The sequence below is a fragment of the Brevundimonas sp. SS2672 genome, assembly GCF_059579685.1.
In genome coordinates this window covers 2,204,799-2,227,806 of sequence record NZ_CM184201.1, presented here as the reverse complement: position 1 = coordinate 2,227,806, position 23,008 = coordinate 2,204,799, and the positions used below count along the sequence as shown (strand labels likewise).

Annotated in this window: 25 protein-coding genes and 1 pseudogene; 10 read left to right on the top strand and 16 right to left on the bottom strand. The window is 69.4% G+C overall.

Features of this window, described 5'->3' with window-relative positions:
- Positions 1 to 62 precede the first annotated feature (62 nt).
- From AC52GN_RS11115 to AC52GN_RS11100, 4 genes and pseudogenes are all read left to right on the top strand, one after another.
- Positions 63 to 686 (top strand): EF-hand domain-containing protein, encoded by a 624-nt coding sequence (locus AC52GN_RS11115; protein ID WP_496527077.1) that lies wholly within the window; start codon positions 63 to 65, stop codon positions 684 to 686.
- Between the two features lie 62 nt (positions 687 to 748).
- A pseudogene (locus AC52GN_RS11110) lies at positions 749 to 1,383 on the top strand (RNA polymerase sigma factor).
- Positions 1,380 to 1,808 (top strand): hypothetical protein, encoded by a 429-nt coding sequence (locus AC52GN_RS11105; RefSeq protein WP_312220452.1) that lies wholly within the window; start codon positions 1,380 to 1,382, stop codon positions 1,806 to 1,808. The pseudogene AC52GN_RS11110 and the gene AC52GN_RS11105 overlap by 4 nt, the downstream one beginning before the upstream one ends.
- Positions 1,780 to 2,319 carry a periplasmic heavy metal sensor gene (locus tag AC52GN_RS11100; protein WP_496528804.1) on the top strand — a complete coding sequence of 180 codons (540 nt, stop codon included), beginning with the start codon at positions 1,780 to 1,782 and terminating at the stop codon, positions 2,317 to 2,319. The genes AC52GN_RS11105 and AC52GN_RS11100 overlap by 29 nt, the downstream gene beginning before the upstream one ends.
- Positions 2,320 to 2,326: 7 nt before the next feature.
- On the opposite strand, the gene AC52GN_RS11095 is transcribed toward AC52GN_RS11100, so the two are convergent.
- From AC52GN_RS11095 to AC52GN_RS11085, 3 genes are all read right to left on the bottom strand, one after another.
- Positions 2,327 to 4,711, bottom strand: coding sequence for a sensor histidine kinase (locus tag AC52GN_RS11095; RefSeq protein WP_496527076.1), 2,385 nt, complete (start codon positions 4,709 to 4,711; stop codon positions 2,327 to 2,329).
- Positions 4,712 to 4,801: 90 nt separating this feature from the next.
- Entirely contained in the window at positions 4,802 to 5,374 is a 573-nt protein-coding gene (locus AC52GN_RS11090; protein ID WP_452111596.1) for a hypothetical protein, read from the bottom strand.
- Between the two features lie 81 nt (positions 5,375 to 5,455).
- Positions 5,456 to 5,872, bottom strand: a complete 417-nt coding sequence (locus AC52GN_RS11085; RefSeq protein ID WP_087141056.1) for a CBS domain-containing protein — start codon at positions 5,870 to 5,872, stop codon at positions 5,456 to 5,458.
- Positions 5,873 to 6,033: 161 nt separating this feature from the next.
- Between AC52GN_RS11085 and AC52GN_RS11080 the strand changes: the two genes are divergently transcribed.
- From AC52GN_RS11080 to AC52GN_RS11070, 3 genes are all read left to right on the top strand, one after another.
- The gene (locus tag AC52GN_RS11080) at positions 6,034 to 7,899 is read left to right on the top strand and encodes a monovalent cation:proton antiporter-2 (CPA2) family protein (protein WP_496527075.1); all 1,866 of its coding nucleotides are present in this window, start codon (positions 6,034 to 6,036) and stop codon (positions 7,897 to 7,899) included.
- A 6-nt stretch (positions 7,900 to 7,905) separates the two neighbouring features.
- Entirely contained in the window at positions 7,906 to 9,216 is a 1,311-nt protein-coding gene (locus AC52GN_RS11075; RefSeq protein WP_496527074.1) for a nicotinate phosphoribosyltransferase, read from the top strand.
- 78 nt (positions 9,217 to 9,294) lie between these two features.
- Positions 9,295 to 9,867 (top strand): NADPH-dependent FMN reductase, encoded by a 573-nt coding sequence (locus tag AC52GN_RS11070; RefSeq protein ID WP_291776781.1) that lies wholly within the window; start codon positions 9,295 to 9,297, stop codon positions 9,865 to 9,867.
- 237 nt (positions 9,868 to 10,104) lie between these two features.
- Here the strand turns inward: AC52GN_RS11070 and AC52GN_RS11065 are convergent, their stop codons facing one another.
- Both AC52GN_RS11065 and AC52GN_RS11060 read right to left on the bottom strand, forming a co-directional pair.
- Positions 10,105 to 10,770, bottom strand: a complete 666-nt coding sequence (locus AC52GN_RS11065; protein ID WP_496527073.1) for a class I SAM-dependent methyltransferase — start codon at positions 10,768 to 10,770, stop codon at positions 10,105 to 10,107.
- A complete protein-coding gene (locus AC52GN_RS11060) occupies positions 10,757 to 11,332 on the bottom strand; it encodes a hypothetical protein (RefSeq protein WP_291776778.1) in 576 nt (191 codons plus the stop codon). The genes AC52GN_RS11065 and AC52GN_RS11060 overlap by 14 nt, the downstream gene beginning before the upstream one ends.
- A gap of 124 nt (positions 11,333 to 11,456) precedes the next feature.
- On the opposite strand from AC52GN_RS11060, the gene AC52GN_RS11055 reads away from it, so the two are divergent.
- On the top strand, positions 11,457 to 11,864 hold the full coding sequence (locus tag AC52GN_RS11055) for a hypothetical protein (RefSeq protein WP_291776776.1): 408 nt from the start codon (positions 11,457 to 11,459) through the stop codon (positions 11,862 to 11,864).
- Positions 11,864 to 12,061, top strand: a complete 198-nt coding sequence (locus AC52GN_RS11050; RefSeq protein ID WP_343828786.1) for a helix-turn-helix transcriptional regulator — start codon at positions 11,864 to 11,866, stop codon at positions 12,059 to 12,061. The genes AC52GN_RS11055 and AC52GN_RS11050 overlap by 1 nt, the downstream gene beginning before the upstream one ends.
- Before the next feature lie 21 nt (positions 12,062 to 12,082).
- Here the strand turns inward: AC52GN_RS11050 and lpxK are convergent, their stop codons facing one another.
- The 4 genes from lpxK to AC52GN_RS11030 are packed head-to-tail and all read right to left on the bottom strand — an operon-like array spanning position 12,083 to position 16,960.
- Positions 12,083 to 13,087, bottom strand: coding sequence for a tetraacyldisaccharide 4'-kinase (lpxK, locus tag AC52GN_RS11045; protein WP_496527072.1), 1,005 nt, complete (start codon positions 13,085 to 13,087; stop codon positions 12,083 to 12,085).
- Positions 13,084 to 14,385: a 3-deoxy-D-manno-octulosonic acid transferase gene (locus AC52GN_RS11040; RefSeq protein ID WP_496527071.1), complete on the bottom strand. Its 1,302-nt coding sequence runs from the start codon at positions 14,383 to 14,385 to the stop codon at positions 13,084 to 13,086. Before AC52GN_RS11040 ends, lpxK begins: the two co-directional genes overlap by 4 nt.
- Positions 14,386 to 14,387: 2 nt before the next feature.
- Complete coding sequence (locus AC52GN_RS11035) at positions 14,388 to 15,074, bottom strand: lysophospholipid acyltransferase family protein (RefSeq protein WP_346520945.1); 687 nt, start codon at positions 15,072 to 15,074, stop codon at positions 14,388 to 14,390.
- Positions 15,071 to 16,960, bottom strand: a complete 1,890-nt coding sequence (locus AC52GN_RS11030; RefSeq protein ID WP_496527070.1) for an ABC transporter ATP-binding protein — start codon at positions 16,958 to 16,960, stop codon at positions 15,071 to 15,073. Before AC52GN_RS11030 ends, AC52GN_RS11035 begins: the two co-directional genes overlap by 4 nt.
- 103 nt (positions 16,961 to 17,063) lie before the next feature.
- Between AC52GN_RS11030 and AC52GN_RS11025 the strand changes: the two genes are divergently transcribed.
- Positions 17,064 to 17,729 carry a protein tyrosine phosphatase family protein gene (locus AC52GN_RS11025; RefSeq protein ID WP_496527069.1) on the top strand — a complete coding sequence of 222 codons (666 nt, stop codon included), beginning with the start codon at positions 17,064 to 17,066 and terminating at the stop codon, positions 17,727 to 17,729.
- 3 nt (positions 17,730 to 17,732) lie between these two features.
- On the opposite strand, the gene AC52GN_RS11020 is transcribed toward AC52GN_RS11025, so the two are convergent.
- From AC52GN_RS11020 to AC52GN_RS10990, 7 genes are all read right to left on the bottom strand, one after another.
- Entirely contained in the window at positions 17,733 to 17,921 is a 189-nt protein-coding gene (locus tag AC52GN_RS11020) for a hypothetical protein (RefSeq protein ID WP_496527068.1), read from the bottom strand.
- Entirely contained in the window at positions 17,918 to 18,079 is a 162-nt protein-coding gene (locus AC52GN_RS11015) for a hypothetical protein (RefSeq protein ID WP_291776759.1), read from the bottom strand. Before AC52GN_RS11015 ends, AC52GN_RS11020 begins: the two co-directional genes overlap by 4 nt.
- 97 nt (positions 18,080 to 18,176) lie before the next feature.
- The gene (locus AC52GN_RS11010) at positions 18,177 to 18,431 is read right to left on the bottom strand and encodes a DUF4170 domain-containing protein (protein ID WP_409450040.1); all 255 of its coding nucleotides are present in this window, start codon (positions 18,429 to 18,431) and stop codon (positions 18,177 to 18,179) included.
- An 11-nt stretch (positions 18,432 to 18,442) separates the two neighbouring features.
- Positions 18,443 to 19,237, bottom strand: a complete 795-nt coding sequence (locus tag AC52GN_RS11005) for a 3'(2'),5'-bisphosphate nucleotidase CysQ (protein ID WP_496527067.1) — start codon at positions 19,235 to 19,237, stop codon at positions 18,443 to 18,445.
- On the bottom strand, positions 19,234 to 20,580 hold the full coding sequence (locus AC52GN_RS11000) for a TldD/PmbA family protein (RefSeq protein ID WP_496527066.1): 1,347 nt from the start codon (positions 20,578 to 20,580) through the stop codon (positions 19,234 to 19,236). Before AC52GN_RS11000 ends, AC52GN_RS11005 begins: the two co-directional genes overlap by 4 nt.
- 245 nt (positions 20,581 to 20,825) lie before the next feature.
- Positions 20,826 to 21,227 (bottom strand): MAPEG family protein, encoded by a 402-nt coding sequence (locus AC52GN_RS10995; protein WP_291776752.1) that lies wholly within the window; start codon positions 21,225 to 21,227, stop codon positions 20,826 to 20,828.
- On the bottom strand, positions 21,224 to 23,005 hold the full coding sequence (locus tag AC52GN_RS10990; protein ID WP_496527065.1) for a M14 family metallopeptidase: 1,782 nt from the start codon (positions 23,003 to 23,005) through the stop codon (positions 21,224 to 21,226). The genes AC52GN_RS10995 and AC52GN_RS10990 overlap by 4 nt, the downstream gene beginning before the upstream one ends.
- Positions 23,006 to 23,008: the final 3 nt, after the last annotated feature.

Here is a 23,008-nt window from a genome sequence, read left to right as displayed (position 1 = left end):
GCGCCGTTCTACTTCTCGGCAGGGTTGCTTCTTGGCCTTCGGGCCAGATGGAGAACATCGAGATGAAGATGACTTTCGGCGGCGTGGCCGTTCTTGCACTGACGCTGGCGGTCGGCGGGACGGCGAGCGCCCAGGACGCCCCCGCCGCGTCGCATCGCGCCCGGACGGCCGAGCCGGTCAGCCAGGCCGATTTCGTGCAGCGTCGGGTCGAGCGCCTGCGCGCGGCGGACGCGAACGGCGACGGTCAGGTGACGGCCGAGGAGATGCGCGCCTACGGCCAGGCGCGCCGCGCCGAACGCCTTTCGGCCCGATTTGATCGGCTGGACGCCAACAAGGACGGCGCCCTCAGCCGCGCCGAGTTCGAGGCGCCTCAAGCCCGCGGCGACCGTATGGGCGGGGGCCGTCACGACGGCGCGCGGATGATGCGCGGACATCGGGGCCAGGGTGCTCGGGATCGGGGCGGCCGGATGGGAGCGCAGCGCGCCGAGAGCCGCTTCCCCATCGTCATCGCCGAGTCCGAGCGCAAGGCGACCGAGGCCTTCGCGCGAATGGATGCGAACCGCGACGGCGTGCTGACGGTTGAGGAGCGCCGCGCCGCCATGCAGACCGGCCGCGCCGAGATGCGTCAGAAGCGCGAGCAGCGTCGTTCGAACCCGGCGTCGCCTTCGGCGCCCGCTTCGGAGTAGGGTGATGTCGGGGAAGGCGGTCCGACCGCCCGACCTTTCTGGATGGAGCCAAAGAGGCTGGATTGGCGACGACCGTCGACCCCGACGAGGATTTGGTGCGCCGCGTGGGCGAAGGCGACCCCGCGGCCATTCAGGCCATGGTCGCGCGCAAGCTGCCGCGCATGCTGTCGCTCGCCCAGCGGATGCTGGGCGATGCGGCGGAGGCTGAGGACGTGGCCCAGGAAGCCATGCTCAGAGCCTGGAGGCAGGCGCCGCGCTGGACCCTGGCCAGGCGCGCTTCGACACCTGGCTGCACCGGGTGGGGCTCAACCTCTGCTACGACCGTCTGCGGCGCCGGCGCGAGATCGCGACGGACGCCATCCCCGACAGCATCGACGACGGCCCGGCGCCGGATCGGGGCCTGCTGGCCGCCGAGACGGGCGCGCGGGTCGAACAGGCCCTAACGCGCCTGCCGGAGCGGCAGCGCGAGGCCATCGTCCTTTGCCACTATCAGGAGCTGGGCAATATTGAAGCCGCCGCCCTGATGGAGATCAGCGTGGAAGCGCTGGAAAGCCTGTTGTCGCGGGGCCGTCGCGCCTTGCGGACCGCCCTGGCGGACATCGCGCCGCATCCAGGCGCTGGGCGTGATGGGCGACAGGGCATGCGAGGCGGCGGCGCTGCAGCGCGCGCCGAACCACTATGGCGGGGGACGAGATGACGACGATGACCCGAGAACGGTTTGAACACCTGGCCGACGCCTATGGCGGCGACCTGCGTCGCTGGCCGCAGAGCGAGCGCGAGGCGGCGCGCGCCCTGGCCGCGACGGACCTTCAGGCTGCGGCCTTGCTGCGGGACGCGGACGGGCTTGACGCCCTGCTGGACGCGGCGCCGCGCGTGGTCGCATCCCACGCCTTGCGCGAACAGGTGATCGCTGCGGCGGCCGGCGCGGGTCTGGGCCGTCGACGCGGCGGCATTGGCGTCATGGCCTGGCTGTCGGGCGCCGGCTGGGCGGCGGCGGCCTGCGCCGGGGCCGTTTTCGGCGTGGTTCTGACCGGCCAGATGACGGCCGACATTCGCGCCGACGCGGTGTTGTATCAGGCCAGCCTGACCAGCGCTGACGATACGGAGGTTCTGGGCGGATGAGCACGAAAGGCTTGAGGATCGCCCTGGCGGCGTCCGTCGCTCTCAACATCTTCGCCGTCGCCGGAGCGGGCGCGGCCTGGATGGCGGCCAGGCAGGTTCAGGAGGCGGCGACCGAAGCGCGCCGGCCGGGCCGCAGCGAGCCCGTCTGGTCGGTGGTCGAGGCGCGCCCCCCGCTGTGCGCGATCAGGTCAAGCGTGAGTTGCGCGCCACCGCCCTGGAGGCTCGTCCGGATTTCGAAGAGGCGCGGGCGGCCCGTCGCGAGGCCATCGCCCTGACCCGTTCGGATCAGTTCGACGCGGTGGCGGTCGCCGCCTTGCTGGAACGGTCGCGCGCGTCTGAAATGCGAGGGCGGGCGCGGCTGGAAGCGGGGGCGGTCGAGACGCTGAGCCGTCTGGGCCCGGCGGACCGTGAGGCTCTTGCGCCGATCCTGTCGCGTCACCGTTCCAAGTCGAAAGACGGGCAGGGCGGAGAGAAGGCCCCTACGGAAGGCGCCGAAAAGCCGGCGGTCTAAGGTCGGGCTAAGCGGCGCGCGGCTGGACCCGCTGGACAGGCGCGCCGACGGGGGCCACGGCCCCTTGGGGCGCGCGAAGCGGCAGATCGAACCAGACGGTGGTGCCGCGTCCCGGTTCGCTGTCGATGGTCATGGCGCCGCCGTGCAGTTCGATCAGCGACTTGGTCAGGGCCAGGCCGAGACCCGTTCCTTGCGTCGACTTGGAGTGCTGGCCCTCCACCTGCTCGAACGGCTGGGCCAGCCGCTCCAGATCCTTGGCGGAGATGCCGATGCCGGTGTCGGCGACCGAGACGCGCACCGTGTCCGCATCCCGCGGAGCGACGATCACCGACACGGCGCCGCCTTCGGGCGTGAACTTCACCGCATTGGAGATCAGATTCAGCAGCACCTGTTTCAGGCCGCGCTGGTCCGCCTCTATGCGCAGGGCCTCAGGACAGTCCAGCGTGAGGGCCAGCCGCGCCTCCTGCGCCTTGCCCCGCATCAGCCGCACCGCCTCGGCGCACAGCACGTCCAGCGCCATCGGCTCATAGTGCAGCGTCAGCTTGCCCGCCTCGATCTTGGCCATGTCGAGGATGTCGTTGATCAGGCTGAGCAGATGCTGGCCCGAGCCGTGGATGTCGGCGGCGTAGCCCTTGTAGCGGCGGTCGCCCAGGGGGCCGAACATCTCGGCCGCCATGATCTCCGAGAAGCCGTTGATGGCGTTCAGCGGGGTGCGCAGCTCATGGCTCATATTGGCCAGGAACTCGGACTTGGCCTGGTTGGCGGCCTCGGCGCGGGTCATGGCGACCTCATATTTGCGCGCCAGCAGGGCCAGGTTCGCCTGGCTGGCCTCCAGCTCGGCCACCATGGCGCGCAGTTCGTCGGCGGCGCGGCGACGCTCGGCCTCCTGGCGGCGGATGACGGTGATGTCGGCGCATATCACCACCGTGCCGCCGTCGCCGGTGAAGCGCTCGGCCATCTGCAGCCAGCGGCCGTCCTTCAGCTCGACCTCACGCACCCCCGCGCGGCCCCCGGCTGACGGATGTTCGGCCTTGATCGCCTCGGCGGCGATGCGGTTCAGTTCGTCCTTCTGGGCGCCGGGCCGGACCACGCCCTCGGGGAAGGCGAAGGCGTCCTGGAATCCCTGGTTCCACAGGATCAGCCGTCCGCGCCGGTCGAACAGGACGAAGGCGTCGGACACGCTTTCGATGGCGTCGCGCAGGCGGCTTTCGGCGGCCTGGGCCTGGGCCTTGGTGCGGCGGGCCTCGGTGACGTCCAGCGCCACCCCCATCAGGCTGTCATAGCCGCCGTCGCGACGCGGCTGACGGGACTGGCCGCGCGCGTCTATCCAGCGGACGCCGCCGTTGCTCAACGGCACGGGAAAGGCCGCTTCGAACACGCCGTCGGCCATGGCCTTATCCAAGGCCTGGACCATCAACTGGCGATAGCGGGGATGGACCCGCTCGACCATGGCCTGGGTGGTCAGGACGGTTCCCGTCTCCACCTCCAGCAGGGCGGCCATGTAGTCGGACAGGGTCGCCTCGCCCTTGGCCAGATCCCATTCCCATACGCCGCAGCGCGCGGCCTCGACGGCCACGCGGAAACGGCGCTCGGTGTCGGCCCAGCGTCGGCTCGTCCGCATCTGGCGCCAGTTCTGCACGGCGATCACCGCCAGCATCAGCACCACCATCAGCAGGGGCGCGGCCAGCATCCAGGCGTCGTCCAGCCAGGCGGCGAAGGCGTCCGGGCGAGGCAGGGCCGCCACGACAGACAGGCCGGTGTCGCCGATGGGGGCCACGGCGGCGGTCTGAGGGCGTCCGTCCGGCCGCTTGACCGCTTGGTCCGGCGTGGCGGGGGCCTGACCGGACGGCAGGATGCTGAGGCTGGCCTGGGCGAGCGTCGGTTTCAGGGTCGGCAGGGGCGTGCGTGCGACCAGGACATGGCCGTCCGGCGTCGCCCGGCGCGTGGTCAGGCCGTCCTCGCCGACGGACAGGCCGGCCGCCGCGTCGGAGCCCAGACGGGCGCCTTGCGCCGCCAGGACGCGGCCGTTCGCATCGGCGATCAGCAAGGCGGCTTCGGGATCTTCCAGGCGGGCGCTGTCCAGGGCCTGGACCGGCTGGTTCGGCGTCTGAGCCAGAACGCGGGCGGCGGCGTCCAGGGCGCGGTCCGTCCGCGCGGCGCGGGCTTCGACCTGGGCGGCGGCGAGCCTCGCCTCAAGCGTCAGGGTCTCCAGTCGGGCGGCCTCGACTTCGCGGCTGGGACGGCTGTTCTCGCGCGCGAACAGCATGACATAGGCCGCCAGAGCCAGCGCCACGGCGAGCGCAAGGATACGGACCCAGGGCGCGGAGCGCGCGGCCTGATGATCCGTGGCCCGACGGCCGGGCCCGTAACTGCGGCGCTCGGTGCCCCGCAAGGGCGACCCTCCTGTCCCGATTCACTCGGGAATCTAGGCTGCGTCGCGGAATCCGTCGAGGGGTGGCGCCTAGGATGAGCGTCGGCGAGTCTAGGCGTCCGTCTCCGCGTCCTCATCCGGCCGGGGCGCAGGGGCCGGTGCGGCGATCTCGGTCATGCGACGCAGGATGGACTGGGCCTTGCGGGCCAGGCGCTGGGTTTCGGGCGGGGCGTCGTCCGGAGCCTCGGCCACCGAGGCCATCAGTTCGCGCGCCAGGTCCATCAGGTCGGGCCCTGCCGCGATCAGGCGGGCTTGGAATTCTATACGCTGCGGGTCGCGGTCGTATTCGGCGCCGGGCACGCGCCAGCCGCCCCAGTCGGCCTTGTCGGTGACCACCACCGGATAGCTGCCGGGGTAGGGATGGTGGACGCAGTCGGCGGGGTCCTGCCACTTGTTGCGCGCGCGCAGGATGCGCCAGTCGCCCACGGCGCCGGCGGCGGGATTGTCCGAGGGAACCTGCAGTTCCGCCGCGGCGAACTCGCGGCCCAGGCCCACGTCGTAGGTGATCCGGACCGGCTCGTCGAAACCCTTGGCCCAGACGGGCATGACCTTTTCGACCTGGGCCCAGACGCCGACGCTCTCGACCCAGACCTTCTGGCCCTTCTGGAACTGGGCGCGCGCCATTCCGGACTTCCCTCTTGCAAAGAGGGGAATGATGCGGCCCGGGCCGTTATCGTCGGGTTCCGTGACGTGGTTAGCGGGGGATTAACCCTGAGGGCGGGAAATCTCCTCCAGCGCCTCGCCGGCGTAGCGTTCCTTGACCCGGGTCGACAGATCGCCCAGCGAGACCACGCCGACCAGGCGGCCGTCCTTGTCCACCACCGGCAGGCGGCGGATCTGGCGCGACGACATCAGATCCAGCGCGACCTTCAGGTCGTCGTCAGCCCGCACCACCAGAGCGTCGCGCGACAGCACGTCCAGCACCCGCGCTTCCGGTCCGGCGCCCGAGGCCACGCCGCGCACGACGATGTCGCGATCGGTCAGGGCGCCGATCAGCCGGTCGCCGTCGGCCACGGGGATGAAGCCGAAATCGCCCGCGGCCATTCGACCGGCGACGTTCTGCAGGGTGTCTTCCGGACGGGCGACCTGCACGTCCTTGCTCATCACGTCGCGAATCTTCATGGCCTTCTCTCGTGTAGGGGGCGCCTGGCGGCCCAGCTTGGGAAACCCGCGCACGGCGTCCGGGGTTCCGGCCGCCGCCAGGACGCGACGCCGCCGAACCTTCCCCCTCGCAATCGATCGTGTTCGCCCCCACTATGAAAAGACAAACGCAAGGGTGAGCGATGGCCGAGGCTGCGACGGGACTGGAACTGGGCCATGTAGCGGCCCTCTTGGCGGCGGGCGTGGTGGCCGTGCCGGTATTCCGCAAGATCGGGCTGGGCTCTGTGCTTGGCTATCTGGCGGCGGGCGTCGCCATCGGTCCCTTCGGCCTGGCCCTGTTCCGCGAGCCTGAAGTCATCCTGCACGTCGCCGAGTTCGGCGTGGTCATCTTCCTGTTCATCATCGGCCTGGAGATGCGGCCCAAGCGCCTGTGGGGAATGCGCAAGGAGATTTTCGGTCTGGGCTCGGCCCAGGTCGGGCTGGCGGGGCTGGCCCTGACCGGCGTCGCTATGGCGGCGGGGGTTTCGGCGCCGGTGGCCTTCGTCGGAGCCATGGGCTTCGTCATGTCCTCCACAGCCGTCATCGTGCAGATGCTGGAGGAGCGCGGCGACCTGCCGACGCCCAGCGGCCAGAGGGCGGTCAGCATCCTGCTGTTCGAGGATCTGGCCATCGTGCCCCTGCTGGCCATCGTCGCCCTGCTGGGCGCCTCCCTTGGCCATGCGGCCGAGAGCACGACGCCGTTGTGGCGGTCGATCGGTCTGGCCATGGCGGCCCTGGCGGGCGTGCTGGCCGTCGGCGTCTACGCCATCAATCCGGTGTTCCGCTTCCTGGCGCGCAACGGCGGGCGCGAGGTGATGACGGCCGCCGCCCTGCTGGTGGTGGCGGGCACGGCCTGGATCATGGACGAGGTCGGCCTGTCGATGGCCATGGGCGCCTTCCTGGCCGGGGTGCTGCTGTCCGACTCGACCTTCCGACACCAGTTGGAAGCCGACGTCGAGCCCTTCCGCGCCATCCTGCTGGGCCTGTTCTTCCTGTCGGTCGGCATGGCGCTGGACATCGGCGTGGTCATCAGCGACTGGCGCATCGTCGTCGCCGGGCTGGCGGCCTTCATGGTGGTGAAGGCCCTGGTCATCTATGTCGTCGCCCGCCTGTTCAGGGCGCGTCATCATGAGGCGCTTGAGCGGGCGGCCCTGTTCGCCCAGGGCGGCGAGTTCGCCTTCGTCCTCTACGGCGCGGCGGCCGGCGCCGGGGTGATCGACGCCCAGGCCAGCGCGGCCCTGACGGCCATCGTCATCCTGTCCATGGCTCTGACGCCGCTGACGACGCTGGCGTTGAAGCGCTTCCTGCCGAAGGAGGCGGGCCTGTCGCCGGAAGAGGCCGAGGGCGTCGACGCCGCCGAGGGTCTGGGCGGCCAGGTGTTGATCATCGGCTTCGGCCGCTTCGCCCAGGTGGTGTCCCAGCCCCTGCTGGCGCGCGACGTGGACGTGTCGATCATCGAGAACGACGTGGAGATGATCCAGGCCGCCGGGAACTTCGGCTTCAAGGTCTATTACGGCGACGGCACGCGCCTGGATACGCTGCGGGCCTCGGGCGCGGGCAAGGCCGAGGCGGTGCTGGTCTGCGTCGACAAGCCCGAGACGGCCGACCGCATCGTCCAACTGGTCAAGTCCGAGTTTCCGGGCGTGAAGCTGCTGGTCCGCGCCTTCGACCGGGGCCATTCGTTGCGCCTGATCCAGGCGGGCGTGGACTATCAGGTGCGCGAGACCTTCGAATCCGCCCTGAAGTTCGGCCAGGCGGTGCTGGAGGAACTGGGCCTGCCGCAGGACGAAGCCGCCGAGGTCATCGCCGACGTGCGCCGCCGCGACGAGGCGCGGCTGGACCTGGAGGTCACCGGCGGTCTGGGGGCCGGGCGGGCCATGATGCGGGGCAATATGCCGACGCCGAAACCGACTCCCTATATCAAGCCCCACCGCGAGGGACGCCTGGTCAACGAGGACGAGGCCCCGGTGGAAGCGGTTCTCGAACCGGCGGAACGAAAGGCGGACTGATCCGGCATGGCGAGCATCGACCTGGCCAAGCGGGCCTATGACCACGGCTGGCGACTGGACCCCATCATCCGCAGTCTGCTGGACACCGACTTCTACAAGCTGCTGATGCTGCAACTGATCTGGCGCCGGTTCCGCGATGTGCCGGTGACCTTCTCGGTCATCAACCGCACGACTTCGGTGCGTCTGGCCGAGGAAGTGGACGAGGCCGAACTGCGCGCCCAACTGGACCACGCCCGGTCCCTGCGTTTCACCAACCGCGAACTGATCTGGCTGGGCGGCAACACCTTCTATGGGGTGAAGTCGATCTTCAGCCCGGACTTTCTGGCCTGGCTGGCCGACTATCGCCTGCCGGACTACGACCTGTCTCGCAGCGCCGACGGACAGTACCGGCTCGAGTTTTCCGGAAACTGGGCCGACGTCACCTTGTGGGAAATCCCCGCCCTGTCGATCCTGAACGAGCTGCGCAGCCGCCGCGCCCTGCGCCGCATGGGGCGGTTCGAACTGGACATCCTCTATTCGCGCGCCAAGACCAAGCTGTGGAGCAAGATCGAGCGGCTGAGGAAGCTGGAGCCGCTGGCCCTGTCCGACTTCGGCACGCGTCGCCGCCACGGCTTCCTGTGGCAGGGCTGGTGCGTCGAGGCGCTGAAGGAGGGGCTGGGAAGCGCCTTCATCGGCACCTCCAACGTGCTGCTGGCGATGAACAACGACCTTGAGGCCATCGGCACCAACGGCCACGAACTGCCGATGGTGCTGGCCGCGATGGCGGGCGAGGACGAGGCGGCCTTGCGCGCGGCGCCCTATCGGGTGCTGGAGGAATGGCGCGCGGCCTATGATGGTAATCTGCTGATCGCCCTGCCGGACGCCTTCGGCACCGAAGCCTTCCTGAATGACGCGCCTGACTGGCTGGCCGACTGGAAGGGCTTCCGTCCCGATCCCGCTCCGCCGATCGAGGGCGGCGAGATCATCATGAAGTGGTGGGCGTCCAAGGGGCGCGATCCGCGTGAGCGCCTGCTGGTTCTGGCCGACGGGCTGGATGTCGACGGCATCGAGGCGGCCCACGCCCACTTCAAGGGGCGGGTGCGGACCAGCTTCGGCTGGGGCACCAACCTGACCAACGACTTCCGCGACTGCGCCCCCGTAGAGGCGCCCGAACTGCTGCCTCTGTCGCTGGTCTGCAAGGTGACGCAGGCGGCGGGCCGCCCGGCGGTCAAGCTGTCGGATAACGTCGAAAAGGCCACCGGCGACCGAACTGAGATCGAGCGCTATCTGCGGGTGTTCGGCGAGGCGGGGCGAAGTCGCCAGGCCGTGCGCGTCTGATACGGAACCGCCAAGCTTGCTGGGGCATTTCCTCGCCAGCGGCGGCGCACGCCGCCCTCATTCAGCGGGACGCCTATCATGACCACCTATAACGTCGGCTACATCATCGGCAGTCTGGCCAAGGGTTCGATCAACCGCAAGCTGGCCAAGGCCCTGGTCAAACTCGCGCCCGAGAAGCTGCAGTTCCACGAGATCGGCTTCAGCGAGCTGCCGCTCTATTCCTATGACTATGACGCCGACTATCCGGCCGTCGCCAACGACTTCAAGGCGGCGATCAAGCGGTCCGATGCGATCCTGATCGTCACGCCGGAATACAATCGTTCCATGCCCGGCGGGCTGAAGAACGCCATCGACTGGGCCAGTCGCCCCTATGGAAGCAATGCCTTCAAGAACAAGCCGACGGCGGTGATCGGCGCCTCGATCGGGGCCATCGGCACGGCCCTGGCCCAGCAGGCGCTGCGGCCGGTGCTGGGCTTCCTCCAGGCCCCGCAGATGAATGCGCCCGAAGGCTATATTCAGCTGACGCCGGGCCTGATCGACGACGACGGCAACGTCACTGTGCCCTCCACGGAACAGTTCCTGCGCGACTATATGGAGGCCTTCCACCAGCATATGGCGCGGGTGCTGACCGTCCTGCCCCGGGACGCCTGAGGCGGGGCGGCGGAGAGGGTGCGGGTGAGGCGGAGCGTTTCAGCATCAATTGCCCGCCGTCGCGCTCTCCTGCCGTTATCCGCTCCCCCTTCCTGCCGTCATCCTCGGGCTTGACCCGAGGATCCAGCCATCCGCCTGCGTGACGTTGGCAGGGTAGAGCGCGCCGCCGCACTGGATCCTCGGGTCAAGCCCGAGGATGACGGCAGAGGGGGCTGCGGCGGTTTCGAGCCCTGCCCCCTAAGCGTCCAGCCCCCAGACGCGGGTGCGTTTGACCTCCAGGTCCTCCAGCTCGCGCGTGGTTTCGACGCTGTATTCCGCCAGCCGGGTCAGGCCCGAGGCCGGGAAGTAGGTCCGGCCGGGATCGCCGACCAGCACGGTCGTCCCGGCCGCCCGCGCCTGCTTCAGCCAGGCCAGAACCGCCTCGGCCATCGGCCCTTCATAGAAGACGTCCCCCGCGCAGATGACGTCGAATGCGGGGGGTGGGGCCTCAAGCAGATTGTCCGCGGTGAAGGCGATCTCGACGCCGTTGGCTTCGGCGTTGGCGGCCACGGCGGCGGCGCAGAAGGGGTCGATGTCGGCGGCCAGCACCGACGCGGCGCCCGCCTTCATCGCCGCGATCGCCACCAGTCCCGACCCGGTCGCGAGATCCAGCACGCGACGCTCCGTGACTTCGTCGGGGTGATCCAGCAGCCAGCGCGCCAGCGCCTGTCCGCCCGCCCAGGCGAAGGCCCAGAAGGGCGGCGGCAGGCCCATCTCGCCCAGTTCTTCTTCGGTCAGCCGCCAGATGGGCGTGACCTCGTCGGCCAGCCACAGGGAAATCTCGGGCGTGTGCGAGACGGGCTGAAGGCGGGTGTTGTCGCGGATGAAACGGACTGGATCGGCGATCCGTCTACTCGAGCTCACGGGCGCCCTCGATCACGGCCTGATAGACCAGCGACCGATCCGGTCCGCGCGTCATGTGCAGCAGCACCCAGGTCGCCCCCTTGCGCGCCACGACCACCCGCAACTGATCGTTGAAGACGCCGTCGGCGAAGCCCGCAGGCGCCACCGTGTCGCTCAGCAGGATCAGCGCCCCCATGCCCGAGCCGCAGCGGGCGATGCCGGTGCAGGCGAAGACGGTCTCATAGCCCCCCTCGCGCAGCGCTTCTTCATAGTGGCGCGCCATGTCGATCGGCGCGACGGCCGGGCGGATGACATAGTCCAGATGGCTGATCTGACCCTGAAGCCGCAGAGCGCTCTGCGGCGTGTCGCCTTCGGCGACCGCGCCGGTGGGCAGGGTGATTTCGGCGACGGACAACTGGCGCCAGGCGCGGATGCGCGCGCCGTCCATGCGGGGCAGGTCGTCATGGTCGCTCGCGCCGCGAACATCCTGTTGGACCAGGAAGGGCGGAGGCGGCGAAGCAAGCGCGGCAAGAGGGGCGGCGGCCGTCAGGAAGGCGACGACAAGGGCGGGAACACTACGCATGACTTCAAGCTAGGGGCGGTCGAAGCGGCTGGCAATAATGTCAGGACATGCTGATAAAAAGTAAGGTTGACATGACATGATGGCGTTGTAAGGTTTTCCTTACATAAAGTCAGGAGCGACTGTCATGATGACCCTTTCCAGACAACAGACGCCGTCAGGGCGTCGCTACGTCCTGCGGACGTTCGCCTTCATGGCTCCCTATGTGGCGATCTGCGTGGCGATGATGACCACGGACGCCTTTGACGGGGTCATGGGAAAGCCTGCGGGCTGGGTCCTGGCGGCGGCCGTCTCTGCACCGGTGATCGGTCAGATCTGGGCCACGCTGGCCCTGATGCGTGAAAGCGACGAGTTCGTGCGCATGGTCACGGCCAAGCAGTTCATCATCGCCTCCGGCATGGCGATGGCGGTCGCGACCTTCTGGGGCTTCGGAGAGAGTTTCGCCGGGGCGCCGCACCTGCCGGCTTGGCTGATCTATCCGCTGTTCTGGGCGGCGTTCGGCCTGGCGGCGCCCTTCATTCGGACCTCGAACTGATGAGGAACCGGCTGAAGCTGCTGCGCGTCGAGCGCAACTGGACCCAGGAACAGCTGGGACAGGCGCTGGGGGTTTCCCGCCAGGCGGTCAACGCCCTGGAGACCGAGAAACACGACCCCTCGCTGGATCTGGCCTATCGCATCGCCGCCCTGTTCGAGCGGCCGATCGAGGACATTTTCGACAACCCGCACATCTGACTCCGACGCAGGGCGGTCGGATCAGAGGGCGCCCATCACAAAGGCTGCGAACCCCGTTTCATCCTCGAACCGGGCGGCGACGGGCCAGGCGGCGACGGCGGCGCGCTGGTCGGGCGTCAGGCGCACCCAGTCCTTTTCCGTAGTCACGAGGCCCGCCTCATAGACGGCGGCGCGGTCGTTCAGGAAGGCGAAGTCGCGGTCGGACAGGGCGGCGTGGTCGGGGAAGGGGACGAAGTCCTTCAGATCGCAGCCTGCGGCGATCAGAGACCGCTCGACCTTCCACGGCTTGGCGATGCCGGCGAAGCCGACCTGGGGGCCGGGCGGCGGCGGGGCGGCGGGTTCCAGCCGGGCGATGAAGACGGGCAGGTCGCCGAAGACCTCCAGCAGTTCGGGATCGGCGGCGACCATGTCGGTCGGCAGCATGACGACCACGCCGTCGGCGCGCGCCAGCCCGGCCTTCAGCGGCTCGCGCATCGGGCCGGAGGGGAAGACCGAGCCGTCGCCGAACGGCCATTCGTCGCCGCGCGTCTCGCCATCGACCACGATCAGGCTGAGGGTCTTCTTCAGCGCCGGGTTCTGGTGGCCGTCGTCCAGTACGAGGGCGGAGGCGCCGTCAGCGGCGGCGGCGCGGGCGCCCGCCACGCGGTCGCGGGCGATCCATGCAGGCGCGTCCTGAGCCAGCATCAGGGGTTCGTCCCCGACATCGGCGGCGGTGTGATGGCTCAGGTCGACGCGGACCGGGCCTTCCAGTTCGCCGCCATAGCCGCGCGACAGGGCGGCGGCGTTGACGCCCTGGGCGCGCAGCAGGCGCAGAGTCTCGCGCGCGACGGGGGTCTTGCCCGATCCGCCGACCGTCAGATTGCCGATGGAGATGACCGCTGCGCCCGGATCGACCGGCGTGGCGCGGGCGATTTTGCGCGCCGTCACGCCCGCCCACAGCCATGAGGCGGGCTTCAGCATCATCCGCGTCATCGGGGCGTGGCGGCGGTCGCGGCTGTACCACCAGCGGGGGGTGTTCAGTTTCATGGGCGCCTGCGTGAAGGGGCGGCGGGCAGGTGGGACTGAAGCGCCAGCCACAGGCGGTCCAGCCCGGCGGCGGCGGCCTCTGCGGATCGCCGCGCGCGCTCGCCCATGTCGCGGGCGGCCTCGGGGTCGGCCAGCATGGGGCCGACGACCGAGGGCAGTTCGGCGGGCGACAGGACGGAGACGAGGCCGCCTGCCTGTTTCAGCATCCGGGTCACGGCCTGCCAGTTGCTGGCGTCGGGGCCGGTGACGATGGGTTTGGCGAGGCGCGCGGGCTCCAGCGGATTGTGGCCGCCGACCGACCCGCCGCCCAGCGCGGGGGCGAAGGAGCCGCCCATGACCACCACATCGGCCAGCCGCAGGAACAGCCCCAGCTCGCCCAGGGTGTCGGCCAGATAGATGTCGGTCTGGTCGCAGATCGGCTGGCCATGACTGCGGCGCGCAAAGCCGTAGCCGTCGCGGCTCAGGGCCTCGGCGATGGCGTCGCCGCGTTCCGGGTGGCGCGGCACGACGATCAGGAACAGGCGGTCGGCGAGATGATCCAGCGCGCCGACGATGGCCATTTCCTCATGCTCATGGGTGCTGGCGGCGACGACGACGGGGCGGTCGTCGATCAGGGCCGACAGGCGGGCGAACTCGCCCTTGTCATAGGGCAGGGGCTCGCCGGACAGCTTCAGGTTCACCTGACCGTCGACGCGGGCGCCCAGCGCCGTCAGCCGGTCGGCGCTGTCCTGATCCTGTGGCCAGACGTGCGAAAAGCCGTTCATCAGGGCGCGGGCCATGCCGGGCGCCTTTTTCCAGCCCTGCGCCGTCTTGTCGGTGATGCGGGCGCTGACCAGAGCCAGGGGCACGCCGCGCTTTTGCGCCGTGGTCAGCAGGTTGGGCCACAGCTCGCTCTCGACGAAGACGCCGACGTCGGGCCGCCAGTGGTCGAGGAAGGCGGCGACCGCCGAGGGGGCGTCCACTGGGGCGAACTGATGGATGACGCCGCGCGGCAGGCGTGTCGCCAGCACCTGCGCCGAGGTCAGGGTGCCGGTGGTGACCAGAACCGTCACGTCGGGCCGGTCCTTGCGGATGCGCTCGGCCAGCGGAAGGATCGACAGGGCCTCGCCGACGCTGACGCCGTGGATCCAGACCAGAGGCCCGTCGGGGCGCGCCAGGCCGGGCAGGCCCAGCCGTTCATCGACGCGGGCGGGGTCTTCCTTGCCCTTGCGGACGCGGGCGTCCAGCAGGCGCGGGGCCAGCGGCTCCAGCAGGCGGGTCAGCAGCTGATAGGCGATCAGGGCGGGGCTGAAGGACACGCTCAGACGCGCTCCAGCCCGGTGAGGGCGTCGGCGCGGGCCTCGACGGCGGTCAGGCGCTCGCCCCACTCGGCGGCGACCTCGGCCAGATCGCCGCCTTCGGGATACCAGGCCTTGTCCCAGACCACGGCGCCCTTGCCGAAGGGCAGGGGCAGCAGGGCGCGGTCCCAGCTGTTCAGCCGGATCGCCGGGCTGCACGACATGCCGATGAACAGCACCGGCGCCTTGGATATCTTCGCCATCAGCGGCAGGCCCTCGGCCATCTGACGCGCCGGACCGCGCGGGCCGTCAGGAGTCAGCGCCAGGGCGCCGAGCTTCAACTGCTTCAGACCGTCGCGCAGGGCCTGTGTCCCGCCCTTGGCCTGTTTGGCCTTGTCCTTATTGGCCGAGGAGCCGCGCACGGCGGGGAAGCCCTGGCGTGCGATCGCCTTGGCGATGAACTCGCCGTCCGCGGACAGGGAGATCAGGGCCTTGGCGGGCTGAGCCCGATCCTGGGGCCAGCAGGACGGGGCCAGGGCGATGCGCGAGTGCCAGAAGGCGCACAGCACCCCGCCGCCGTCACGCCAGACCTCTTCGGCCGCGGCCTCGTTCTCATGGGTCCAGCGGATGGTGGCGATGCAGAAGCGCATCCATTGGGCCAGGGTCCAGGCCATGGCGTTCTGGATGGCGGGGTTGCGCAGCGGCCTCATGCGCCGGTCTCGTCGGGAAGCTCGACCAGAGGCGGCAAAGTCGAAAGAGGCGAGGGGGCGACCGGGTCGCTGTCCAGCGACTGCTGCCGGGCCAGACGGGCGTAGAGACCGCCGCGCGCCACCAGGGCGTCGTGGGTTCCTTCCTCGACCACGCGGCCGCCGTCGATGACGTAGATGCGGTCGGCGTTCTTCACCGTCGACAGGCGGTGGGCGATCATCAGGGTGGCGCGGCCGTCCATCAGCCGCTCCAGCGCGGCCTGAACCAGGGCCTCGCTCTCGGTGTCGAGCGCGCTGGTCGCCTCGTCCAGCAGCAGGATGGGCGCGTCCTTCAGGAAGGCGCGGGCGATGGCGATGCGCTGACGCTGCCCGCCGGACAGGCGAGCGCCCGCCTCGCCCACGCGGGTGGCGTAGCCGTCGGGCAGGGCGGCGATGAAGTCGTGGGCGGCGGCGGCGCGGGCGGCGGCCACGATGTCCTCGGCCGTGGCGCCGGGGCGGCCATAGGCGATGTTGGCGGCGATGGTGTCGTCGAACAGGAAAGGCTCCTGCGTCACCAGGGCGATGTGGTCGCGTAAGGAAGGCAAGCTCAGCTCGCGGATGTCGCGGCCGTTCAGCGTCACCCGTCCCGCCGTCACGTCATAGAAGCGCGGCAATAGGCTGAGGATAGTCGACTTGCCCCCGCCCGACGGGCCGACCAGGGCGATGGTCTCGCCCGGCGAGACGTGCAGGCTGACGTCCGACAGGGTCGGGGCGGACCCGTCCTCGTCTGCATGATAAGCGAAACTGACATGGTCCAGGGCGACGGTGACGGGGCCGGGCGCGACCACGGCCGCGTCATTGGCCTCGCGAATCTCGGGTTCGATGTCCAGGGCGGCGAACAGGCGGCGGGCGGCGGTGAAGCCCTCGCTCAGCACCGTCGTGAGGTTGGTCACCTGGCGCAGAGCCTGGCCGGCCAGCAGCAACATGCCGATGAAGGAGGCGAAGGCGCCGACCGTCATCTCTCCCTGGCTTGCGCTCCACCCGGCATAGGCCATGACGGCGGCGACGACGCCGTAGGCGACGATGTCGCTGGCCGGGCCGGAGAAGGCGCGGCTGTCGGCGCCCTTGATGACGTGGCGCTGGCGGCGGTCGATGACGGTGGAGACGCGGGCTTCCTCGGCCGCCTCGCGGTTCTCGATCTTGATGACGCGGACGCCGTCCAGGTTCTCCATCAGGGCGCTGGACAGGGCCTCGGTCTCGACCATGGCTCCGCGCGCGGCCTTGCGCGATTTCTTGCCGAACCGGCGGATGATCCAGCTGACGACCGGCACGCCCAGCAGCACGATCAGCGTCAGCGGCAGGTCGATGAAGCCCATGGCGACGATGACGCCCAGCAGCATCAGGGCGTTCTGGGTGTAGTTGACCACGCCCGAGGTGAAGGCCTCGCGCACCAGGTTGGCGTCGAACAGGACGGAGGAGACGAACGTCCCCGAATGCTGGCTGCGCAGGCGCGACAGGTCGGCCCGGATCATGCCCGAGAACAACTGCTTCTGGATGTCGCCGACGATGCCGTGGCCCAGCCGGTTTACCAGCGCCGCCTGACCCGCCATGCTCAGCGAACGGATCACCGCCACGACGATGATGAACAGGGGAATGGCGATCAGCACCTTGTCCGCCGGGATGGTGACGGTCTTCCAGATCGTCACCGGCCCCTGATGCTGGCCGAACAGCAGGTCGATCGCAGGCTCAAGGAACTTCAGCAGCAGGGCCGTCAGACCGCCCGACACCCCCGCCAGCAGCATGGAGGTGAAGAAGGCCGGCTTGTGCCGCGACAGATACTCGCGCCAGATGCGGGCGAGCAGGGGCCGCAGCGGCTCGCGGGCGTCGGCATGGGGAGCGGGAACGGTCATCGGCCTTCGGTCGAACGGCTGAGGCGTCAAGTCAAGCGGCCGCGCTCAGGAGAGGCGGCGCCGGGCGGGTGACGCCGGGTGCAAACGGCGCTATCTGGCCGTCATGGGGCGCTACGATCTGACTACGCCATTCGGCCGTTTCAAGGCGCGCTGTTCCTATTTCTGGAAGGATCACGCCTTCCTGCGCACGGCGTTCACCAACGCCCACTGGCTGGGGCCGGATCTGGTGCGAACCAACCAGCCCTCGCCGCGCCAACTGGCCTGGTGGAAGCGGCAGGGGATCAAGACGGTCGTCAACCTGCGCGGCCAGAGGGACGAAGCCTATTACTGGCTGGAGAAGGACGCCTGCGAACGGCTGGGCCTGACCCTGATCGACGCGCCGCTGGATTCGCGCGATCCGCCGGGCAAGGACCGGGTGCGCCGGGCCAAGGCCCTGTTTCAGACGATGGAGTATCCGGCGCTGATTCACTGCAAGTCGGGCGCGGACCGGGCGGGGATGATGGCGGTCTTCTATCGCCACTTCCACCTGGGCGAGCCGATCTCGGCGGCCATGTCCGAATTGAGCAAGCGCACCCTGCACAGCCGCGAGGGGCTGACCGGCGTGCTGGATTATACGCTCGAGAAATATGTCGCCGAGGTCGAACCCACGGGCGTCAGCTTCGAGGACTGGGTCGAGAGCGACGCCTATGACCCCAGGGCGATCCGCGCCGAGTTCAAGGCCGGCTGGTGGGGCAAGCTGGTCGTCGATCGCCTGTTGAGGCGCGAATAGGGCTCAACCCCAGGGGCCGCGTCCGGCGGCGGGCGGCGGGGTCTTGCGCGTCTGGTCCTTCTTCCACCGCTTGATCTGGCGGACGTGATTACGCTGGCGCGCCAGAACGACCAGCCACAACGCCAGCACGGCGATCAAGGAGATCAGGCCGAAAACCTGCTGGCCGTCCAGCGTCTGGCCGAACAGCGTCAAGGTCGCGGATCCCGGTCAGCGGGGGTGATGGGGTCGTTCCAGGCGGTGTCCTGGTCCTCGCCGGGGCGGGGGATGTGTTTGGGTCCCTTGCGCACGACCCAGACGATCGCCGCCACGGCGACGACCACCAGAAGCAGAACGATGAGGGTCGGCAGCATGGCGAATCCTGTTCATGAACAAAGGCGGCTGATGGGAAAGCGCATCAGCCGCCCCTGCGGTTCCTGAACAGCGGCCTGACCAAGCCGTGAACGCCGATCAGCCGTCGGTGCGCGGATCGATCAGCTTGTGCGCGTGCAGGATGAAGTAGCGCATGTGGGCGTTGTCGACGGTCGCCTGGGCGCGAGCCTTCCAGGCCTTCTTGGCTTCTTCATAGTTGCCGAAGGCGCCGACGAACTCGACCTGGGACAGGTCGCGGAAGACGGGCTCGGCCGGGTGGCGCATCTCGCCGCCGATGACGAGGTGAAGCAGTTGGGGGTCGTGGGGGGCGTCAGCCATGGAGAGGGGATCCATTGCAGGGGAGATCAGATGGCCAGCGGGATAGGCGCTGTGCGCCTCACGATCAACGGGTGAAGGGCCGGCGCGGCGCATATCAGGCTGGTTTGACGCGGATCGGGGCGATTAAATCGCCATTGACGGCCCATATGGTCGCTGACCCTGGCCCCCGCCTCCTCGGCGATCAGGCAGCCGGCGCAGACGTCCCAGTCCCATTTGGGGCTGATGGCGATGGCGGCATCGAAGGCCCCGGCCGCCACCAGCGCCATGCGATAGGCCAGGGCGTTGCGCTTGGAAAAGCGCATCGGCGGCCACGGCTCGTCCCATTCGCGCGCCTCCATCAGCCGGGCGTCGGCCAGAAGTTCGGCGTCCTCCAGATCGTCGGTGTCGGATGCGCTGATGGGCCGTCCCTGCAGGCGGGCGCCGCCGCCGAGGGTGGCCTCGAACACCTCGTCCATCATGGGGGCGTGGATGACGGCGGTGACGGGGCGGCCGTCTTCGACCACGGCGATGGGCACGCACCACCACGGCTTGTTCTTCATGAAGGCGACGGTGCCGTCGATCGGATCGACGACGAAGATGCGCTTCTTCGACAGGCGTTCGGTGCTGTCGGCCGTTTCCTCGGACAGCCAGCCGTAGTCGGGACGGGCGGTCAGAAGCGTGTCGCGCAGCAACTGGTCCACCGCCAGATCGGCGCTGGTGACGGGCGAGCCGCCGTCCTTGGACCATACCTTCAGCCCAGCCTCGCGGTGTTCGAGCGCCAGCCGACCCGCAGCCAGCGCCGCGTCGCGGATCAGATCGAGGTCGGCGCTGTAATCGCTCATTTGCCCGCGATCGCCACCTTGTCGAACAGCAGGGAGGGGCTGTTGAACGATCCGCGGAACTCCAGGTCGCCCGCGCGTTGCAGGCGGGCGTAGAGGTCGATCAGATTGCCCGCCACGGTGACTTCGCTGACCGGATAGGCGCGCTGGCCGTTCTCGAACCAGAAGCCGGACACGCCCGCCGACCAGTCGCCGGTATTGCCGTTCAGCGAGGGGCCGAACATGGAGGTGATCAAAAGGCCCGTCCCGGCCTGCGCCATCAGGGCGTCCAGATCGCCTTCGCCCGGCGCCAGATGCAGGTTGTGGGTCGAGACGCCGGACGGTCCCGCCAGCCCGCGCGAGGCGTGGCCGGTGGTCTGCAGGCCCAACTGGGCCGCCGAGGCCGTGTTCAGCAGCCAGGTGGTCAGGACGCCGTTGCTGACGATCTCGCGCCGCTGGACCGCCACGCCCTCGTCGTCGAAGGGGGTGGAGCCGAGGCCGCGCGGGCGGAACGGATCGTCGATCAGGTCGACGCCGGTCGGCAGGATGCTCTGGTTCAGCTTGTCCTTCAGGAAGGAGCTGCCGCGCGCGATCGACGGGCCGGAGATGGCGCCCAGCAGGGGCGACAGCACCTGGGTCGCGACGCGGTTTTCGAAGATGACGGGGGCGGTGGTCGAGGCGATCTTGCGCGGGCCGACGCGGGCGACGGCGCGCTCGCCCGCCTTCAGGCCGATAGATTGGGCGTCCGGCAGGTCGGACAGGTGGCGGACGGCGCGGCTCTCGCCGCCGCGCTCCATGGCGCCGTCCTTTTCGGCGATGACGCCGACGCCCAGCGAAAAGGCGCTGCCGCGATGGCGGCCGTCGAACCCGTGCGAGGTGACGAGGCGCCACTCGCTGGCCGACCATGAGGCGTGGCCGCCCTCGGACTTGGACACGCCCGATACGGCCAGGGCGGCGGCCTCGGCTTCGGCGGCGGCGGCTTCCAGCGCTTCGGCCGAGCGTTCGGCGGGGTCATACAGGTCGAGGTCCGCGTGCGGCGCGGCGGCCAGACGGTCCTGCGGGGCGAGGGCGGCGTAGGGGTCTTCGGGCGCCAGCTTGGCCATGGCCACGGCGCGCTCGACCAGACGGGCGCGGGTGGCGTCGGACAGGTCGGAGGCGGACACCGTCGCCTGACGCCGCCCGATGAAGACGCGCAGGCCCAGATCGCGGGCCTCTTCACGCTCGACGTCTTCCAGCGCGCCGTTGCGCACGCCGACGGACAGGGAGGCGCGATGGGCGGACACGGCCTCGGCCGCATCGGCGCCGGCCTTCAGCGCGGCGGAGATCAGATCGTTCAGGATGTCGGGGGAGGGCGTCTTATCGGACATGCCCCGATATGGCGGAGGGGACGCCGGGCTGCAACAGCATACCCTCTCCCGGCGGGAGAGGGCTTGAGCGCACGAGAGCGTTAGCGATCGTGCTTGCGCGAAAGGGTGAGGGGCTTGTCCTGTCCGTCGGCGTAAGCCGTCGCACCATGGCCTTGCGGCCGACTTCACCCGCGAACCCTCACCCTTTCGCCTGTTCCAATCGCTTCGCTCTTGGAGGCTCAAGCCCTCTCCCATCGGGAGAGGGTTTAGAGGATGGACCAAGCGATCAGGCTTAACGCCGCCACCAGAAGCGCCAGCCAGGTCAGGATCATGCCGACCGAGCGGCCCAGCGACGGCCCTTCCTGGAACAGCAGGCCCAGGGCGTGGATCACCCGCCCGGCGAACAGCATCCCGCCGACCGCATGAATCAGCATGGCCGGGGCGCCGAGGAAGGCCAGTAGGATCAGGCCGCACATTCCGGCGGGGATGTATTCCGCCGCATTGGAGAAGGCGCGGCTGGCGCAGACCAGTTCGCGCACCCCGCCGTCGCCGAACTCGACCAGATGCTGACGACGGCGCCGCACCACCACGCCCGACAGGACGAACAGCAGCAGGATCAGCAGACCGCCCCACAGGGCGGCGGCCTGAATGGTCGGGATCAGGCTCAATTTTCACGCCCCACGGGATAGAGGCGATAGCGCTGATCGTAGAAGGGCGTGCGCTCATAGAACCAGGCCAGACGCGCGTCGCCGTCGGCGGCGAAGGCGGGATCGGCGGCCAGCTTCGCCTCGAACTCGGCCTTCAGCGCAGGATCAGCGGCCAGCATCTTTTCGGCCAGGGGGGCGATGGCGTAGGCCTCGATGTATTCGACGCGGTTCAGCACCTCGGGGAACATCCCCCAAGCGAAAAAGCTCTCGTTCGACTGCGGCTCCAGCAGCAGGATGGCGACATCGCCCATCGGCTGATCGGTCGGCACGCGGACGGAGCCGATGGGGAAGGTCCAGTCGTGGGCCTCGGGCCGGACTTCGCCGACCGAGATCGGCACATGGCCTTCATTGGTGCGGCCCGACACCTTGGGATCGACAAGGCGCAGCATGTCGACGGCGACGGTGCGCGGGGCGTCCAGCGTCTCCATCTGCACGCCGTGAACGCGCAGGCGCTCGATCACGTCCTGACGATAGGACGGCACCCAATAGGCGGTCGGCCGCTGCAGCGTCAGCGTGGGGTGCGAGCCGTAGAAGGGCATCTGCCACAGCTCGGCGTCCGGCTGGCCCAGCCAGCGGATCTCGGGGCGGCCCGAGGCGACGCTGTCGAAGGTCTCATAGCGGATGCCCTTGAAGGGGCGGGTGCGCGAGGGCGTGTCGTCGCTGTCGAAATTGGCGGGCAGTTCGGCGGGGCGCAGGGCGCGGTCGGCCGCGATGGCGGCGCGCAGGTCGCCGGACTTTTCGGCCAGCAGCGTCAGCGCCTGTTCGAGGAAGACATAGGTTCCGAGCACCCGCTGCTCGTGCGGTTTCAGGCTGTGGTTCTCGATCAGGATGGCCGGGATGTGGGCCGCCGAGCCCCAGCCGTTGGAGAAGCGCTCGCCCAGCCCGCCGTCGTTCAGGCCCTTCTTCGGATCACGGTCGTCGATGGCGAAGACCAGTTCGCCGGGGATGTGGCCCTGCATCTCCAGCGCCTCATACATGGCGGGCTTGAAGGCGGCGTCCAGCCACTTCGCGATGGCCGGGCTGCGGCTCCAGACGCCGTCCTCGCCGTTGTAGCCGAAGGTGACGTCGTACTGATAATCGATGCCGTCGGTGACGTGGATGTCGACGTAGAGGTCCGGCTGATATTTGTGGATCAGGCCTATGACGGCCTGCATCTCGACCTGATCCAGCTTCATGAAGTCGCGGTTCAGGTTCTGGTTCGTCGCCGTGTGGCGCCAGCCCTGATTGCGCGGCCCGCGCTGATTGGGGCGGGAATAGGGGCCGGTCCGCTCATGCCCGTCGACGCTGAGGATCGGGATCAGGATCAGGTTGGCGCGGTCCAGCAGGCCGTCTTTTCCGTAGAAGGCGATGTCGCGCAGCAGCATCATGCCCGCGTCCTTGCCGTCGATCTCGCCCGGGTGGATGCCGGCCTGGGCCAGCAGGACGGGCTTGGACGGATCAAACGTCGCGCCGTCCTTGGAGGCGATGACGGCGTAGATCGGGCGGCCTTCGGGCGAGATTCCGAACTGTTCGATGCGGATCAGGTCGCTGGCGGCGTCCAGCCGGTCGAACCAGGCGCGGGTGTCGGCGTAGTTCGGCGAGAAGTCGTGCGTCGCATCGGCCTCGAACCCCGTGACCCACGGATCAGAGGCGCCCCGCAGCAGGGCGCGGCTGGCGCCGTTCCACGCCGGGGCGGGCGGCAGGAAGGCCTGGTCCCACGGGGCTTCGTTGGGAACGGAAGCGGACGGGGTCTGGGACATGGC

What these genes read in the sequence shown, in the direction of transcription:
- AC52GN_RS11005 (WP_496527067.1), bottom strand. Translation starts at nt 19,237, where the DNA reads ATGAGCGATTACAGCGCCGACCTCGATCTGATCCGCGACGCGGCGCTG.
- AC52GN_RS11090 (WP_452111596.1), bottom strand. Translation starts at nt 5,374, where the DNA reads ATGGCGCGCGCCCAGTTCCAGAAGGGCCAGAAGGTCTGGGTCGAGAGC.
- AC52GN_RS11010 (WP_409450040.1), bottom strand. Translation starts at nt 18,431, where the DNA reads ATGGATCCCCTCTCCATGGCTGACGCCCCCCACGACCCCCAACTGCTT.
- AC52GN_RS11035 (WP_346520945.1), bottom strand. Translation starts at nt 15,074, where the DNA reads ATGAGGCCGCTGCGCAACCCCGCCATCCAGAACGCCATGGCCTGGACC.
- AC52GN_RS11105 (WP_312220452.1), top strand. Translation starts at nt 1,380, where the DNA reads ATGACGACGATGACCCGAGAACGGTTTGAACACCTGGCCGACGCCTAT.
- AC52GN_RS11030 (WP_496527070.1), bottom strand. Translation starts at nt 16,960, where the DNA reads ATGACCGTTCCCGCTCCCCATGCCGACGCCCGCGAGCCGCTGCGGCCC.
- AC52GN_RS11000 (WP_496527066.1), bottom strand. Translation starts at nt 20,580, where the DNA reads ATGTCCGATAAGACGCCCTCCCCCGACATCCTGAACGATCTGATCTCC.
- lpxK (WP_496527072.1), bottom strand. Translation starts at nt 13,087, where the DNA reads ATGAAACTGAACACCCCCCGCTGGTGGTACAGCCGCGACCGCCGCCAC.
- AC52GN_RS11075 (WP_496527074.1), top strand. Translation starts at nt 7,906, where the DNA reads ATGGCGAGCATCGACCTGGCCAAGCGGGCCTATGACCACGGCTGGCGA.
- AC52GN_RS11055 (WP_291776776.1), top strand. Translation starts at nt 11,457, where the DNA reads ATGATGACCCTTTCCAGACAACAGACGCCGTCAGGGCGTCGCTACGTC.
- AC52GN_RS11025 (WP_496527069.1), top strand. Translation starts at nt 17,064, where the DNA reads ATGGGGCGCTACGATCTGACTACGCCATTCGGCCGTTTCAAGGCGCGC.
- AC52GN_RS11115 (WP_496527077.1), top strand. Translation starts at nt 63, where the DNA reads ATGAAGATGACTTTCGGCGGCGTGGCCGTTCTTGCACTGACGCTGGCG.
- AC52GN_RS11085 (WP_087141056.1), bottom strand. Translation starts at nt 5,872, where the DNA reads ATGAAGATTCGCGACGTGATGAGCAAGGACGTGCAGGTCGCCCGTCCG.
- AC52GN_RS11080 (WP_496527075.1), top strand. Translation starts at nt 6,034, where the DNA reads ATGGCCGAGGCTGCGACGGGACTGGAACTGGGCCATGTAGCGGCCCTC.
- AC52GN_RS11015 (WP_291776759.1), bottom strand. Translation starts at nt 18,079, where the DNA reads ATGCTGCCGACCCTCATCGTTCTGCTTCTGGTGGTCGTCGCCGTGGCG.
- AC52GN_RS11070 (WP_291776781.1), top strand. Translation starts at nt 9,295, where the DNA reads ATGACCACCTATAACGTCGGCTACATCATCGGCAGTCTGGCCAAGGGT.
- AC52GN_RS11050 (WP_343828786.1), top strand. Translation starts at nt 11,864, where the DNA reads ATGAGGAACCGGCTGAAGCTGCTGCGCGTCGAGCGCAACTGGACCCAG.
- AC52GN_RS11060 (WP_291776778.1), bottom strand. Translation starts at nt 11,332, where the DNA reads ATGCGTAGTGTTCCCGCCCTTGTCGTCGCCTTCCTGACGGCCGCCGCC.
- AC52GN_RS10990 (WP_496527065.1), bottom strand. Translation starts at nt 23,005, where the DNA reads ATGTCCCAGACCCCGTCCGCTTCCGTTCCCAACGAAGCCCCGTGGGAC.